At 50.0% G+C, this 14,733-nt stretch carries 15 protein-coding genes; 5 read left to right on the top strand and 10 right to left on the bottom strand.

The genetic code is table 11. From position 1 onward, the window contains the following. Positions 1-39 precede the first annotated feature (39 nt). A complete protein-coding gene (locus tag CWE11_RS10530; RefSeq protein ID WP_126777587.1) occupies positions 40-462 on the top strand; it encodes a hypothetical protein in 423 nt (140 codons plus the stop codon). Between the two features lie 16 nt (positions 463-478). Here CWE11_RS10530 and CWE11_RS12105 read toward each other — a convergent pair whose 3' ends face one another. The 10 genes from CWE11_RS12105 to rpmH form a co-directional block, all read right to left on the bottom strand. Next, on the bottom strand, positions 479-745 hold the full coding sequence (locus CWE11_RS12105; RefSeq protein WP_126777586.1) for a hypothetical protein: 267 nt from the start codon (positions 743-745) through the stop codon (positions 479-481). After that, complete coding sequence (locus CWE11_RS10520; protein ID WP_126777585.1) at positions 735-1,199, bottom strand: hypothetical protein; 465 nt, start codon at positions 1,197-1,199, stop codon at positions 735-737. The genes CWE11_RS12105 and CWE11_RS10520 overlap by 11 nt, the downstream gene beginning before the upstream one ends. An 18-nt stretch (positions 1,200-1,217) precedes the next feature. After that, entirely contained in the window at positions 1,218-2,378 is a 1,161-nt protein-coding gene (locus CWE11_RS10515) for a dicarboxylate/amino acid:cation symporter (RefSeq protein WP_126777584.1), read from the bottom strand. Positions 2,379-2,429: 51 nt separating this feature from the next. Further along, positions 2,430-3,305 carry a patatin-like phospholipase family protein gene (locus tag CWE11_RS10510; RefSeq protein WP_126777583.1) on the bottom strand — a complete coding sequence of 292 codons (876 nt, stop codon included), beginning with the start codon at positions 3,303-3,305 and terminating at the stop codon, positions 2,430-2,432. Between the two features lie 99 nt (positions 3,306-3,404). Next, positions 3,405-4,781: a tRNA uridine-5-carboxymethylaminomethyl(34) synthesis GTPase MnmE gene (mnmE, locus tag CWE11_RS10505; RefSeq protein WP_126777582.1), complete on the bottom strand. Its 1,377-nt coding sequence runs from the start codon at positions 4,779-4,781 to the stop codon at positions 3,405-3,407. A gap of 3 nt (positions 4,782-4,784) precedes the next feature. Further along, positions 4,785-5,507: a substrate-binding periplasmic protein gene (locus CWE11_RS10500; protein WP_206750187.1), complete on the bottom strand. Its 723-nt coding sequence runs from the start codon at positions 5,505-5,507 to the stop codon at positions 4,785-4,787. Between the two features lie 77 nt (positions 5,508-5,584). Further along, positions 5,585-7,255 (bottom strand): membrane protein insertase YidC, encoded by a 1,671-nt coding sequence (gene yidC, locus CWE11_RS10495; RefSeq protein WP_126777580.1) that lies wholly within the window; start codon positions 7,253-7,255, stop codon positions 5,585-5,587. Between the two features lie 2 nt (positions 7,256-7,257). After that, positions 7,258-7,548 carry a membrane protein insertion efficiency factor YidD gene (gene yidD / locus CWE11_RS10490; RefSeq protein ID WP_126777579.1) on the bottom strand — a complete coding sequence of 97 codons (291 nt, stop codon included), beginning with the start codon at positions 7,546-7,548 and terminating at the stop codon, positions 7,258-7,260. Then, complete coding sequence (gene rnpA / locus CWE11_RS10485) at positions 7,500-7,874, bottom strand: ribonuclease P protein component (RefSeq protein ID WP_126777578.1); 375 nt, start codon at positions 7,872-7,874, stop codon at positions 7,500-7,502. The genes yidD and rnpA overlap by 49 nt, the downstream gene beginning before the upstream one ends. A gap of 37 nt (positions 7,875-7,911) precedes the next feature. After that, positions 7,912-8,046, bottom strand: coding sequence for a 50S ribosomal protein L34 (gene rpmH, locus CWE11_RS10480; protein ID WP_126777617.1), 135 nt, complete (start codon positions 8,044-8,046; stop codon positions 7,912-7,914). Between the two features lie 383 nt (positions 8,047-8,429). Between rpmH and dnaA the strand changes: the two genes are divergently transcribed. Genes dnaA through gyrB form a run of 4 tightly spaced genes read left to right on the top strand, consistent with a single transcriptional unit; the run spans position 8,430 to position 14,539 of the window. Further along, on the top strand, positions 8,430-9,833 hold the full coding sequence (gene dnaA, locus CWE11_RS10475; RefSeq protein WP_126777577.1) for a chromosomal replication initiator protein DnaA: 1,404 nt from the start codon (positions 8,430-8,432) through the stop codon (positions 9,831-9,833). Positions 9,834-9,889: 56 nt separating this feature from the next. Then, on the top strand, positions 9,890-10,990 hold the full coding sequence (gene dnaN, locus CWE11_RS10470) for a DNA polymerase III subunit beta (protein ID WP_126777576.1): 1,101 nt from the start codon (positions 9,890-9,892) through the stop codon (positions 10,988-10,990). Positions 10,991-11,013: 23 nt separating this feature from the next. Beyond that, complete coding sequence (recF, locus tag CWE11_RS10465; RefSeq protein ID WP_126777575.1) at positions 11,014-12,108, top strand: DNA replication/repair protein RecF; 1,095 nt, start codon at positions 11,014-11,016, stop codon at positions 12,106-12,108. A 13-nt stretch (positions 12,109-12,121) separates the two neighbouring features. After that, entirely contained in the window at positions 12,122-14,539 is a 2,418-nt protein-coding gene (gene gyrB, locus CWE11_RS10460) for a DNA topoisomerase (ATP-hydrolyzing) subunit B (protein WP_126777574.1), read from the top strand. Positions 14,540-14,733 lie beyond the last annotated feature (194 nt).

Below are 14,733 nucleotides of genomic sequence, written 5' to 3'. Positions count from 1 at the left end.
TGCGATTTAGACGGAAGTCAGTCGTACCAAGGAGCATTAATGCCAGAACAACTTCAATGGCTGATTGACCTTATTCAACCCCATCTCCCTTGGTTGATTAGCCTCAGTGTCCTGATGGCGCTCGCATCTATGATCCTAATTCCATTGCTGATTGTCCGCATGCCGGCTGACTATTTTGCGCACCGTCGACGCCACCGTCATTGGACGGTGACTCGGATATTGGTGTACGTGTTTCGAAATATCATTGCGTTGCTATTGTTTTTAGCCGGTGCGGTGATGTTGATTTTACCGGGGCAGGGATTGCTGACCATTCTTATCGCCGTGGTGGTTTCAGATGTGCCGGGAAAATATCAACTTGAGAAATGGGTATTACGCCAAAAAGGAGTACTCAAGGCGATGAACTGGATTCGTAAGCGATACGAGCAGGTTCCGATCGTCCCACCGCAGAAAAGCGAACAATAGTGAGTGCTTACTATTGTTATAAGTTGCTATCTTCCTCGATATAACTCACGAGAACTACATGTCCCTGATGGTTCATGGCACTGACTGACCATCGTCCAGTTATCGGGTTTTGGATCACTCGCCCAATGAGCGCTAACTCGCTCCCATCACTGAAGGTTACCTGCACAGCGCATGCATGATTCACAGATTTCTTGAAATCGGGGATGGATACCTGGGTGGGACGCGGAACCTCGGTTGGTCGACGTCGTTTATGCCAACTTAATTGGCGTATTTCAAATGGCATGGTTCGAGGCTCGGACGGGTTGGTATTTGCTCCGGATGACGCGGGTGAGGACCAGTGCTGGGAGTAAATGCGTGAGCCACAGGGAGAATATTAACCAATGATCGGTAAAGGTACGATCCCATAATTGACCATAAAAATTGATGGTATACAGCACGCCGGCAATCAATGAGAGGGATGTCATAAAATGATAGGAAAGCGTGCCTTTCTCACGGACATAAAATGCAGCAATGAGCCCGACAACTAACGCCTGCACGCCGCCCACGAGGAAACTAAATGGTAAACCAAAAAGAATGCCGATGATCATGAAGGACAATACATCCATGATGGAGACACTCATGAGCAATGAGAGGCCGAGCAAAACGTTCAACGTGATGGCGCCCAGGGGTGGACCCAAGGCTACAAATAAAAGCACCACAGCCACCGGAAACTTTGGATGGTCTGTGGTGCGATTCATGAACGGCTGCTCATTCAGTTAGGAGGTAGACGTTTCGGTTTTTGCTTGATCGTCTACCAGAACGGCAATTGCGCCATCGCCGGTGACATTACAGGCAGTTCCGAAGCTATCCTGCGCCATATAAAGAGCAATCATCAAGGCAATAGCGGTTTCACCAAACCCAAGCATTGAACCCAAGAGTCCAACCGCTGCCATGACGGCTCCACCAGGCACGCCCGGAGCAGCCAACATCACAATGGCAAGCATCATGATAAAGGGCAGCATGGTAAGGAAAGAGGGCACGACAAGAGCGTTATGCAACACCATGACTGCAACAGTTGTGGCCACGATGGTAATTGTGGAACCGGCCAAATGAGTCGTGGCGCAAAGCGGCACTGTGAAGTTAGCGACGTCCTCATTCACTTTATTGCTCTTTACACTTTTCAGCGTGACTGGGATGGTGGCGGCGCTCGACATGGTGCCAAGTGCAGTAAAGTAGGCTGGGAGCATGTTCTTAATTAACGAGATAGGTGACTTGCCGGATTTAAGGCCCGCAAGGATGAACATCCCGACTATGTAAATCCAATGCAACACAACTGCGAGCAGGAGGATGACCGCGAACGTTTTCAGGGTATCAAACACCGTGCCCGCTGCGGCCATCTCGGCAAACACCCCGGCAATATAAATGGGTAAGAAGGGAATAATTACTTTTTCAAGCAGGACTTTAATCACATCACGACCTTGGTCACTGAGGTTCTTCAGTGCTTCTGCTCGCGTTGCGGCAATTCCCAGTCCAAAGATAAATGCGAGGGCCAATGCCGTCATGACGTTAAAGACCGGTGGAATCTCAAGTTGGATAAAGGGCTCTAAGATAGTACCCGTCATGCCTGCGACATCAGCGCTCTCCGGAGCCAACATCGGAACCACAGCACTTGCAGCGAAAAATGCGACAATACCCGCGATAATCGTCGATAAGTAGGCAATTCCTAGGGTTTTACCCAGTAGCCGACCCGAGTTTTGCGGTAAGCTCGCGATGCCGCTGGTAATAAAGAAGAAAATCAGCAGCGGAATGGTAAAAAAGAGCAATTGTCCGAAAAGTACTTTAAAGGTAAGGAGCAGTTGGGTTACTGCGTGTGGGGCATAGAGGCCTATAAAGGTACCGAGCAGAATACCCGCAAGCAATTTAATAATTAGAGCCATGGATGGTTTCTCGTTGTTTTAATCGTCATTGTGGGGGCATCATAACACGCCTCAGGCGCGCGCAGCATCCGACCTGATCAAAGCTTGAGCTATATAGCGATTGCCCGCGTTGACACCCTGATTGTACCCCATATTGAGGGAATCTAAGTCCGTGGTAAAGCGTGAAACCGGGAAATTACTTGGTGGTGCGATAATCCGCAAGCGACAATCATCTGGTGGTGCAGCGATAAACTCCAGTGCGGCATTGTATTGATCGGCTCGACGCACGACAGCATCAAATAGTGCGGGATGTTCAGAAAAGAGCGGTTTCATCAGAGTTGGAAAGCGTGACGGAGTTTTCTTAAAGCCTAATGGCTGTGAAAGCACAACGGTAATGTCTCGTGCTCCTTGTTGATAGGCACGAATGACCGGTATGGAGTCTGCAAGTCCACCGTCCGTCATCGGCTCATCGTCAACGGGTGGGAAATCTCGAAAGACCAGCGGCATCGCGCAAGAGGCCGGAAACAGGGTATTGATGTTTTCCTCATTGACTAAGAAATAGCAGGGCTTGCCGGTACGAATTGAACAGGTGACAACGGTAAGAGGAATGTTTCGTTCGTGAAATTTCGTCAAGTTGAGGGGAAGCTCATCAAGGGAGCAGTGCCATAACCAAGTTACATCGCAAAAGTGACCGCCTTTCAGGTACCGACGCATATTCATAAATTCATCGCGTCGCGCATGGTCGGTGATGATTTGATAGCTGCGGCGATGATTTCCGGCTAAATACCCGATTAGATTCGTACTGCCTGCGGAAACTCCGATCGCAGACTGAAAGGGGTAGAAATCTCGCTCAATAAACGCATCGAGGACGCCCGCTGCAAATATGCCGCGCATGGCACCGCCTTCAACCACTAGGGCATGATGTTCTGTATTGGTATGAAAGGTCATTGCGCTCCCCCCGTCGTCATGCTTTTACTAAGCATAGTCAAGGATAGAGGGAGCGATATGCGGATTGATTTGTTTCCGCTGATATTTTTACAAAGGGAGCTATTTGCCAATACAAAATGAGCTAAAAATTTTGCCCAAGAGGTCATCCGACGTGAATTCGCCGGTAATTTCATTCAGATGGTGCTGTGCGAGGCGTAATTCTTCCGCGAGCAAATCACCGGCAAGATAGGTCTCAAACTGCTCTTGGCCGGCAAACAGATGTGCTTTTGCACGTTCGAGTGCTTCAAGATGACGACGGCGGGCCATAAAGCCACCTTCCATCTTGTCATTAAAGTCCATGCAGGCTTTGAGGTGACCACGCAGCATCTCAACACCAGCGCCGGTGGATGCACTCATGGCAATCACTGGAACGCCATGGTCCTCATGAAAGCTGGCGCTTTCACGGGTGAGATCGATTTTATTTCGGATCACGGTAAATGGGAGGTGCTTCGGAAGTCGCGCAAAAAACTCCGGCCAAATATCGTCTGGATGGACAGCATCGGTCTCGGTACTGTCGACCATAAATAATACGCGATCTGCTTGTTCAATCTCGGCCCATGCGCGCGCGATGCCGATCTGTTCTACTTTATCCGGACTGTCCCGGAGGCCGGCGGTATCGATAATGTGTAATGGCATCCCATCAATTTGGATATGCTCACGTAGGACATCGCGTGTAGTGCCCGCGATGTCAGTCACAATTGCTGATTCTCGGCCCGCGAGCGCGTTGAGGAGCGATGACTTCCCAGCGTTTGGGCGTCCCGCAATGACAACCCGCATGCCTTCTCGGAGCAGGCTGCCCTGCTTGGCCTGAGCCTCGACCCGCTCGAGCCGTTCAATAATATCGCGCAAGTCTGTTGCGATTTTTCCGTCACTCAGAAAATCCACTTCCTCATCTGGAAAATCGATAGCGGCTTCCACATACATGCGAAGATGCACGACGGCATCCACGAGGAGGTCGATTTTGTGGGAAAACTCACCCTGAAGACTTTGTAATGCCATGCGAGCGGCTTGTTCTGAGGTGGTATCTATCAGATCGGCGATAGCTTCAGCCTGCGCGAGATCAAGCTTGTCATTTAGAAAAGCGCGCTCACTAAACTCACCGGGGCGAGCAAGACGTGCCTTTTCGGTTTTCAGAATAGCGCGAATTAGCATATCAACAACGACGGGACCACCATGACCTTGTAGCTCAAGAACGTCCTCCCCCGTGAAGGAGTTTGGTCCTTGAAAAAACAACGCAATTCCTTGATCGAGGAGTTGCCCTTCGCTGTCCCGGAACGGTGTGTAATCCGCATAACGTGGTTTAGGACAATGACCAAGGAGCGCTTTTGCAATGTTACGCGCCTCAGGTCCGCTTACTCGAACAATCCCAACGCCACCCTTGCCGGGAGGCGTTGCTTGGGCAACGATGGTATCGTTCTCGTGGACAAATTCACTCATACATTAAGGGGTCGTTTTTGGCCGGGCAGAGAGGGAATGAGGCTCACCATTTACAACTTCATAAAGTGCATGGGTTAACTGCTCGGTAAGATGTTGATGATGACGATGGATGTAGTGATAAAGGGGGAGCTCTTCCAACCCTGGATGAAGCCGCTGAATCCCAGTAACGTCTGTTCGACTGAGAACAAACTCAGCCATATTTCCGGGAAGAATGGCAACATCACTTCGGCCGCTTTCAAGGCGTTGAAATACTTGTTCCACGGTGCCTATTTCGTTGAAGGGATGATGCTGGACTAAACGCCGGGTAATCACGGACATGCCACGAACAGTATCAATTCGAAGACCTTCGAGGTCATCCCAGTCTTGAATGTTGAGATCATCACGGGCAGTGAAAACACTGATTTGGTCGGTCTCGAGCGGAACATCAATCCGGATCATATTGGGAAGAAGCGCTTGAACTTCGTCCGTTCGCGCAAGTTCGGCATCGACAAAGCGCCCACGATTGGCCTCATACTCGCTGCGCTCGTAGGGTAGTAATAATAGCTTCGCATCGTAGCCAATCATGCGATACGCTTGTTGGACACGTAAAAAAGTAGGATGTGAATCATCAATGTCACTGATGGTGCCAATGACGATGGTCCCTAACCATTCGTTCTGCGCCGATGTGGGCGTGATACCTCCCAGCAGCAGCGCGAGTACGAGCATAAATCCTTTTATACACTTCACGCTTTACCTCGATTTATAAAAAAGCCCGGCACTAAAGCACATTTTTAGGCCGGGCTAGTGAACTGTCAATCACCCAACTAGGCTTTTTTCTTCGCCTGTTCTTTCTTGTCGATCTGACGGTAGATATATGTCATCTGCGCGATCGAAATCAGGTTACTTACTAACCAGTATAGTACGAGACCTGCAGGGAAGAACAAGAAGAATACCGTAAATACGACAGGCATGTATTGCAAGATCTTCGCTTGCATGGGATCCGTCACCGGAGTCGGCTGCAAACGCTGCATTAAATACATACTTGCGCCCATCAAAAGCGGCAAGATGAAGTAGGGGTCACGACTTGAAAGATCAGTAATCCACAGCATGAAATCTGCATGGCGGATCTCCGGGCTTTCTAACAATACCCAATACAAGGCCAAGAAGATTGGCAACTGAAGGAGCATTGGGAGACAGCCACCGAGTGGATTGACCTTCTCTTCCTGATACATCTTCATCATGGCTTGGGACATTTTATGGCGATCATCACCAAATCGTTCCCGCATCTCTTTCATACGAGGTGCAATTTTGCGCATCTTCGCCATTGAGACGTACTGAGCCTTCGTGAGCGGATAAAGCACCGATTTCACGACAACGGTGACCAAGATGATGGCCAGACCCCAGTTATGAACAAATGAGTGCAAGAACGCGAGGAGCCAGTAGATAGGCTGCGCCAGCCACCACAGGAAGCCGTAATCAACGGTTAGATTGAGGTGCTGCGCAAGCTCGCGCAAGCGTGCCTGGTCTTTCGGGCCAGTATAGAGGACACTGGTCAGCTCAAGTGTGCTGCCCGGGGCCACAGTCATTTGTGGGCCTATGAAGCCAATCATCGCTTCGTTTTGGGCATTGCTGTTACTGTACAAACGATTCGTTACATTCTGATCTGGAACCCAAGCCGTCACAAAGTAATGTTCGAGCATGGCAACCCAGCCTGCGGGAGTCGTTTGATTCAGGTTGCGATCACGGATGTCGCCGAAGCTGTATTTTCGATAACGGTTGCTGTCACTTGAGTAAGCGGCACCCCGGTAGGTTGGCATGAACATGCTTCCCCGGCCGCCGTTTAACATGGTTTGCTTCAGCTGACCATAAAATGCAACAGTTCGCGCATTTTCGCCGTTATTCTCGATCCGATAGCCGACTTTCACTGCATAATCACCACGATTGAAGGTGAACGTCTTCACGATCACGCTGCCATCTTCATCGGTGTAGTAAAGTGGAACGGTGAGGGTTTCGCCCTGCAGTGCAAACTCACGCTGGTCGACGCTGAAGAGTGGTCGCTCTGAGCGATTGTCGAGCCCGTCAGGGCCAATCAAGCCGCTTTGCGCAACGTGTACTTCACCTGGGCGATTAAATAAGATGGTGTAGCGAGCATCTTCGCCGAGGGTTTCCGCGTGATTCAGCAGCTCGGCACGGATGATATCGCCTCCGCGTAAACTAATCTCAATGCGCTGAGTGTCGGTAACAACGGTGATTGTATCGCCAGCAATAACGGAGCTCTCATCGACCGCAGGGACACTGGCGTCTCGGGTTCCCTCTGCGACGGGGACATCGAGGTCACCTCCGGGAACGCTTGGATCCCGATCTTCTACTTGCTGCGGCGCGGAGGTCGGGTCGATGCCCGGGGTGCGCGTCGCGTCTTTGATTAACCACTGCTGGTACATGAAAAATGACAAGACCAAAAGGGCAATAACCAGAATTGTACGTTGCGAATCCATAGTTACTTCGTCTCTCGTTGGGTTTTTTTGGGTTCCGCTTCGGCCGACACGTCGGGAACCGGATCAAAACCACCGGGATGACCCGGATGACATTTACTTATGCGTCGAATGGCGAGCAAACTTCCCTTAATAGGCCCGTGCTTTTGTAAAGCAACGCGAGCATATTCAGAACAAGTTGGCAAAAAGCGGCAGCGGGGTCCAAGCAATGGGCTGATAAACCATTGATAGAACCGAATGCATGCGGTTAGGATTGCGACGAGTATTGCGCGCAACGCTTGCTTAATTTTCGCCATAAATAATTCAATAAATCGCTGAGAGCTTGATTGTCCAAATCATTCACCCCCGGCTTAGCGATGACGATAATATCAAAGCCGAGCAATTTATGCTGCTGTAAACGGAAAGTTTCACGAATGATTCTTTTCACTCGATTCCGATCCACTGCTTTTTTGGCGACTTTTTTACTCACAGTCGTGCCTAAGCGTGGATGATTCCGTTCATTTGGCTTGGCGAGCATGGTGAGCTGTGTGCTAACAGCTTTAACAGGAGGGGAGTTAAATACGTTTTGGAATTCTGCGGGAGTTAACAAACGTAACTCCCGAGAATAGGAATACTGATTCACTCAGCGACCTGAGCTATCGCGCATCGTTGACTGGCAATTAAGCAGTCAGGCGCTTGCGGCCTTTAGCACGACGGCGGGCCAGTACTTGACGGCCATTTTTAGTTGCCATGCGCGCACGGAAGCCATGGGTACGCTTGCGTTTCAGTACGCTTGGTTGAAATGTTCTTTTCATTGCTGTGATTCCGTAGCTGATCTGTCGTTCAAAATGAGCGCGGATTCTACCCACAAAAACGATCGCTGTCAAACCTGATTTCAAAAAAACGCCTGTGGATAAGTCAGTTTTTCTCAGGGCAAAATACTGGCGTCAGCCCTTTTAATTCCGTAGAATGGAGAGTCCGGTTTCGGGTTGAAAAATAGGTGATCGCAAAGCGGATCGCCGATCAGGATCGGGGCGCAGTTGGGTCGGCTCTCAAAGACGTTTCTTAAGCGCCTCGTTGGCACCTAAATTGTGTCACGGATTATAAAAAACACACCCGGATACACATGATAAGAACAGGAGTTCACCGGTGACGGTCAACGGCAACAACTTTCAATTCAGACACATTGAGGTGCGCTGTGAGTAATTCACTGTGGCAGGAGTGTGCGGCACGCTTGCAGAATGAGTTACCTGCTCAGCACTTTAGTACCTGGATCCGCCCACTTCAGGCAGACTTTGAAAACAACACGTTGTTTTTGTATGCGCCGAATACCTATGTCATGGATTGGGTCAAGGATAAGTATCTGAAGCAAATTATGACGTTCCTTCGCGCAGAAGCGGGCGAAAAATCGCCGAACGTTGAATTGCGCGTTGGAGGTGCACGGAAGCCGCTCGCGGTACCCGCATCGCAGCTCAATGGTGAAAGCCACGCCGCAGGAGAAGGACAACGTGCTCCCCGGAGCGGATCTCAACAGTCAAGCACTGAAACTTTACGCCAAGGCGAACGTCCGGTCTCGTTGCAACACAGTAATCTACAGCCCAATCATACGTTCGATAACTTCGTCGAAGGTAAATCAAACCAGCTCGCCCGGGCGGCAGCACTTCAGGTCGCAGAAAATCCAGGAAAAGCGTACAACCCGCTGTTTATCTATGGCGGAACCGGCTTGGGTAAAACTCACCTGTTACATTCTATTGGCAATGGCATCTTAAAGAATAAGCCGGATGCAAAGGTTTACTATCTTCGAGCAGAACGGTTCGTGCAAGATATGGTGTATGCCATGAAGCACAACAAGATTGATAACTTCAAAGAAAGCTACCGCAGCGTCGATGCGCTTTTAATAGATGATGTTCAGTTCTTTGCGAAAAAAGAGCACTTTCAAGATGAGTTTTTCCATACATTCAACTGGCTTCTTGAGGGAAATCAACAGGTTATCTTAACAAGCGATGTGTACCCGAAAGAAATTGAAGGGGTAGATGAACGGTTGAAGTCACGTTTTGGTTGGGGCTTAACCGTGGCAATTGAACCCCCGGAATTACCCACTCGCGTTGCCATTCTTGAGCGTAAAGCCGAGGAGCGGAAGATTAAACTTCCCCATGAAGTCGCGTTTTTTATTGCCAAACGGTTACGTTCGAATGTTCGGGAGCTTGAGGGTGCATTGAATCGGGTCATTGCAAATGTCACCTTGACGGGACGTGAGATCACGATCGAGTTTGTCAAAGAAGCCCTGCGGGATCTGATCGCAGCGCAAGAGCGCTTGGTGACCATTGATAATATTCAGCGTACAGTAGCAGAATATTACAACATCAAGGTGTCTGACTTGATGTCGAAACGCCGCAGCCGCTCCATTGCGCGCCCACGGCAAGTCGCGATGGCGCTTGCGAAAGAATTAACGAACCATAGTTTGCCTGAGATAGGCGATGCGTTTGGCGGGCGAGACCACACCACGGTGTTGCACGCGTGCCGTAAAGTGAAAGAGCTGATCGAGTCTGATCACGAGATACAAGAAGATTATCGGAATTTAAATCGAACTTTGTCGGTTTGAAGCAGGACCATCGACACGTCACAGTGAACGAATAATAAGAAAGGGGAGTTAGCCGCATGAAATTCACAATCAGCCGAGATGCATTGCTCAAACCGCTTCAAGTTGTCAGTGGTGCAGTGGAACGACGGAATACCTTGCCGATTTTGAGTAATGTGTTAATTCAAGTTACCGATCACCAATTGCGGATGACCGGCACCGACTTGGAAGTCGAACTTGTTTCAGAAGTGGCGCTAGAGGATTCGAATCCAGGAGACGTAACAGTTCCAGCGAAGAAGCTCTTGGATATCGTGCGCAGTCTGCCGGAGGGTGCGGACGTAAAGCTTGAGGCCAGTGATGACAAAGTCGTGGTTCGTTCGGGCCGCAGTCGTTTCACATTAAGTAGTCTCCCTGCTTCGGATTTCCCAAATATCGATGAATGGGAAAGTGAGATTCAAATTGAGATGAATCAGGGCGAATTGAAGGCGCTGATGGATAAAACTCATTTCTCGATGGCGAATCAAGACGTCCGGTACTATCTGAACGGCATGCTGTTCGAAGTGAATGATGATGTTTTACGAACAGTGGCGACCGATGGTCATCGTCTAGCGCTCTCTGCTGTTGGCCTCGAGCAAAGTGCATTGCCGCACAAGCAAGTGATCGTGCCCCGAAAAGGCGTCACGGAGTTGCTTCGGTTGTTAGCGGATGACGATAGCGCAGTTTCGGTTTCTCTTGGGCAGAATCATATTCGTGTCAGCACCGGAAATATGATTTTCACGAGTAAGTTACTTGACGGGCGCTTCCCGGATTACCGTCGTGTATTGCCAACCGGCGGCGACCGGATTGTGGTCGCAGATCGTGACCTGTTGAAGCAGAGCTGTGTACGGGCCTCTATCCTTTCCAATGAGAAGTTTCGCGGCGTACGTATTGCGCTCTCAACGAACGAAGTTGTGCTGACTGCGAATAATCCAGAGCAGGAACAGGCGGAAGAGAAGCTTGAGGTTACCTATGACGGCCCGTCGTTTGAGATAGGATTCAATATCACTTACTTGCTTGATGTTTTGAACGCGATAGAAGGTGAGCAGGTGAAAATAACGCTCAGTGACCCAAACAGCAGCGCAATCGTTGAAGATAACGCAGATGATGGTGCGTTATACGTTGTCATGCCGATGCGCCTTTAATGAAAAAGCGCGTTTGACCGTTTATGCATATTCATCAATTAGTGATTGAGCACTTTCGGAATATTAAACGCGCAGAATTAGCTCCTTGCTCCTCGATTAACTTGATTTGCGGTGAAAACGGAAGCGGGAAAACGAGTGTTCTGGAAGCTGTATATAGCCTAGGCTTTGGGCGCTCGTTCAGGACACACCAGGTTCGGCAGGTGGTGCAGGACACGCAAGATAGTTATACCTTGTTTGCACGAATTCAGCCGAGCCAAGGGGATGACGAAGCCCAGTATCGTGTCGGCTTTCGTCGGCAACGGAATGGTGAAACCGAAATTCGCTTAAACGGGCAGAATGAACAGCGTTTTAGCGCATTGGCTCGATTAATGCCGGTTCAACTGATTACCCCTGAAGGGGTCGACTTGGTCACCGATGGACCAAAGCTGCGGCGGCAATATATGGATTGGGGATTGTTCCATGTGGAACAATCCCATTATGCCGACTGGGTGACTTTTTCTCGGCTTTTGAAGCAGCGCAATAGTTTGCTCAAACAACGGGACTTTGATGCTCAAGGTGGCGCCTTCTGGGACAAGCAATTGGCGGAGGCGGGTGAACGTGTGACGAAAGCGCGTGGGGAGTATCTACAAGGATTGAACGCGCGACTAAATCGCTTTTGCCACCAATTTCTGCCTCAATACAATTTTGAATTCCGGCTCATGCCGGGTTGGCAAGAGCAGCAAACCCTCGCAGAGGCATTGCAAGAGAAGCTTGAACTCGATAAACGGCAAGGTTACACCAGCGTCGGGCCAAATAAGGCAGAGTGGCAGATTCGAGCAGATGGTGTGGATGCCAGGGAGCGCTTGTCGCGAGGGCAGCTGAAATTACTCGTAGCCGCTTTGCGTCTTGTGCAAGGGGCTGATTACCAAGAGAGACGTGGACAGCCTTGCGTCATCTTGGTGGACGATCTCCCTGCGGAGCTCGACCAAGAGAACCAACAACGACTGTGCCAAGCATTAGTCGAGAGTGGAAGTCAGGTTTTTGTGACAGCGATCGATAAAGAAAAAATAGAACATCACTTCACAACGACCGAAACCCGATTGTTCCACGTGGAACACGGAACAATCAACGTTGAATAAACAGGAATCATGTATGTCTGCTAGTAACTACGATCAATCGAGTATTAAAGTCCTCAAAGGCCTTGATGCGGTGCGCAAACGGCCGGGGATGTATATCGGTGATACCGACGACGGAACAGGATTGCACCACATGGTGTTTGAAGTCGTGGATAACTCTATCGATGAAGCACTGGCGGGACATTGTAATGAGATTTATGTCACCGTTCACTCGGACGGCTCGGTTTCAGTCCGTGACGATGGGCGTGGTATCCCCGTTGAAGTGCACGCAGAGGAGGGTGTTTCCGCTGCGCAGGTTATTATGACGGTGTTGCACGCGGGCGGTAAGTTCGATGATAACTCCTATAAAGTGTCCGGCGGATTACACGGCGTTGGTGTTTCGGTTGTGAATGCGCTGTCAAAAAAACTTGCATTAACAATTCAGCGGGACGGTAAAGTTTGGAAGCAGACTTACACCCACGGTAACCCAGATTCAGATATTCAAGCAGTTGGCGATACCACGAAAACGGGTACTGAAATCCGTTTCTGGCCAAGTACGGATACCTTTACCGATGTCGAATTTCATTACGATATTTTGGCAAAGCGCGTTCGTGAGTTGAGCTTCTTAAACTCCGGGGTATCGATTCACCTCATAGATGAACGCACGGACCGGAAAGACCATTTTAAATATGATGGCGGTATCGCTGCTTTCGTAAGTTACTTGAATGATAAGAAAACCCCAATTCATCCGAAAGTATTCCAGTTCTCAATGGAACGTGAAGATGGTATTTCGGTAGAGGTTGGTCTGCAATGGAACGATTCGTTCCAAGAGCACATCTACTGTTTCACGAATACGATTCCTCAGCGCGATGGCGGTACGCACATGGCAGGTTTCCGGGCGGCGTTGACGCGGACCTTGAATTCCTACATGGAGCAAGAGGGCTATGCCAAAAAGGCAAAGACGAACGCAACCGGGGACGATGCCCGCGAAGGGTTGACGGCAGTTATCTCGGTAAAAGTTCCTGATCCGAAGTTCTCATCTCAGACTAAGGACAAGTTAGTATCGTCCGAGGTGAAGGGGGCGGTTGAGCAGGCGATGAACGAGCATTTGTCGAATTTCCTCCTTGAGAATCCGACTGACGCGAAAGTTATTGTTCAGAAGATTATTGATGCGGCACGCGCCCGTGAAGCAGCGCGTAAAGCGCGGGAAATGACGCGCCGGAAAGGTGCTTTAGACCTTGCTGGGTTGCCTGGGAAATTAGCAGACTGCCAAGAGAAAGATCCAGCACTCTCTGAACTCTATATTGTGGAGGGTGACTCTGCGGGTGGCTCGGCAAAACAGGGCCGCAACCGCAAGAACCAAGCTATTCTTCCACTCAAAGGAAAGATTCTGAACGTTGAGAAAGCACGCTTCGATAAGATGCTCTCGTCGCAAGAAGTGGCCACACTCATTACCGCGCTTGGTTGTGGGATTGGTCGTGACGAATACAATCCAGACAAAACCCGTTACCATCGCATTATTATCATGACGGATGCGGACGTGGATGGATCTCACATCCGAACGCTGCTACTGACGTTTTTCTACCGGCAGGTCCCGGAGTTGATTGAGCGTGGATACATCTATATCGCGCAGCCTCCGTTGTACAAAGTGAAGAAGGGTAAGCAAGAGACCTATATTAAAGATGATCCGGGCTTGATTCAGTACCTAACCAGTCTCGCACTTGATCGCGCATCGCTGCACGTCAATGCGGATGCTCCGGGAATTACCGGCGTCGCATTAGAGAAAATGGTTCGTGATTATCAATTCGCGATGGACACCATCAATCGATTAAGTCGTCGTCTTCCCAAACATGTTCTCAGCCGACTTGTGTATGCTGAGCGTTTGACAGCGGAAAACTTGAAGGATGAGCAGTTTGTCCAGAAGTGGGCCGAGACTTTTACCAATGACTTGATGGGAACTGAGCGAGATTCAGCGACCTATGAAGTGAAGGTCGTGCATGAGGAAGGCCGAGGCGTCTATCTTCCGACGATTCGCCTGCGTCGCCATGGGGTTTACACCGACTTTCCATTAACCTACGAGTTCTTGGTTAGCCGTGACTACGACCGCTTGGCTTCCGTGGGCTCTGAGATTAATGGCCTGATGGAAGAAGGTGGATATGTTCAACGGGGCGAGAAAGTTCAGCCCGTTGAGGACTTCGTGCAAGCGATAGAGTGGTTGATCAGTGAATCAAAACGCGGGCTTTACATACAGCGTTACAAAGGTCTGGGCGAAATGAATCCAGATCAGTTATGGGAAACCACAATGGATCCAGACACACGCCGTATGCTTCAGGTTACGATTGAAGATGCCATTGCGTCGGATCAGTTGTTCACGACACTTATGGGTGACCAAGTGGAGCCACGCCGTGCATTTATCGAGAGCAACGCGCTTAAAGTAGCAAATCTCGACGTGTAGACAAAAAGGTTCCACGTGGAACCTCTGAGCTTTAACGGCAAAAGCGGGCCTACGGGCCTGTTTTTTTGTTGTGCGCCGGGCACGGCGCGTTGCGCCCTGACGGGTGCTATTCCTGTACAGGTGGTACTGACAGGATGACTTGGAGGTGAGAGTCCTCTGTGAGCCCGGTAAGGGGAATCACTAGCTGAACCGCA

Origin of the sequence: Aliidiomarina sanyensis, from assembly GCF_003987175.1 — a bacterium.
Taxonomy (GTDB): domain Bacteria; phylum Pseudomonadota; class Gammaproteobacteria; order Enterobacterales; family Alteromonadaceae; genus Aliidiomarina; species Aliidiomarina sanyensis.
This window is presented reverse-complemented; position numbering and strand designations above follow the sequence as displayed.

What these genes read in the sequence shown, in the direction of transcription:
- CWE11_RS10530 (WP_126777587.1), top strand. Translation starts at nt 40, where the DNA reads ATGCCAGAACAACTTCAATGGCTGATTGACCTTATTCAACCCCATCTC.
- CWE11_RS12105 (WP_126777586.1), bottom strand. Translation starts at nt 745, where the DNA reads ATGCCATTTGAAATACGCCAATTAAGTTGGCATAAACGACGTCGACCA.
- CWE11_RS10520 (WP_126777585.1), bottom strand. Translation starts at nt 1,199, where the DNA reads ATGAATCGCACCACAGACCATCCAAAGTTTCCGGTGGCTGTGGTGCTT.
- CWE11_RS10515 (WP_126777584.1), bottom strand. Translation starts at nt 2,378, where the DNA reads ATGGCTCTAATTATTAAATTGCTTGCGGGTATTCTGCTCGGTACCTTT.
- CWE11_RS10510 (WP_126777583.1), bottom strand. Translation starts at nt 3,305, where the DNA reads ATGACCTTTCATACCAATACAGAACATCATGCCCTAGTGGTTGAAGGC.
- mnmE (WP_126777582.1), bottom strand. Translation starts at nt 4,781, where the DNA reads ATGAGTGAATTTGTCCACGAGAACGATACCATCGTTGCCCAAGCAACG.
- yidC (WP_126777580.1), bottom strand. Translation starts at nt 7,255, where the DNA reads ATGGATTCGCAACGTACAATTCTGGTTATTGCCCTTTTGGTCTTGTCA.
- yidD (WP_126777579.1), bottom strand. Translation starts at nt 7,548, where the DNA reads ATGGCGAAAATTAAGCAAGCGTTGCGCGCAATACTCGTCGCAATCCTA.
- rpmH (WP_126777617.1), bottom strand. Translation starts at nt 8,046, where the DNA reads ATGAAAAGAACATTTCAACCAAGCGTACTGAAACGCAAGCGTACCCAT.
- dnaN (WP_126777576.1), top strand. Translation starts at nt 9,890, where the DNA reads ATGAAATTCACAATCAGCCGAGATGCATTGCTCAAACCGCTTCAAGTT.
- recF (WP_126777575.1), top strand. Translation starts at nt 11,014, where the DNA reads ATGCATATTCATCAATTAGTGATTGAGCACTTTCGGAATATTAAACGC.
- gyrB (WP_126777574.1), top strand. Translation starts at nt 12,122, where the DNA reads ATGTCTGCTAGTAACTACGATCAATCGAGTATTAAAGTCCTCAAAGGC.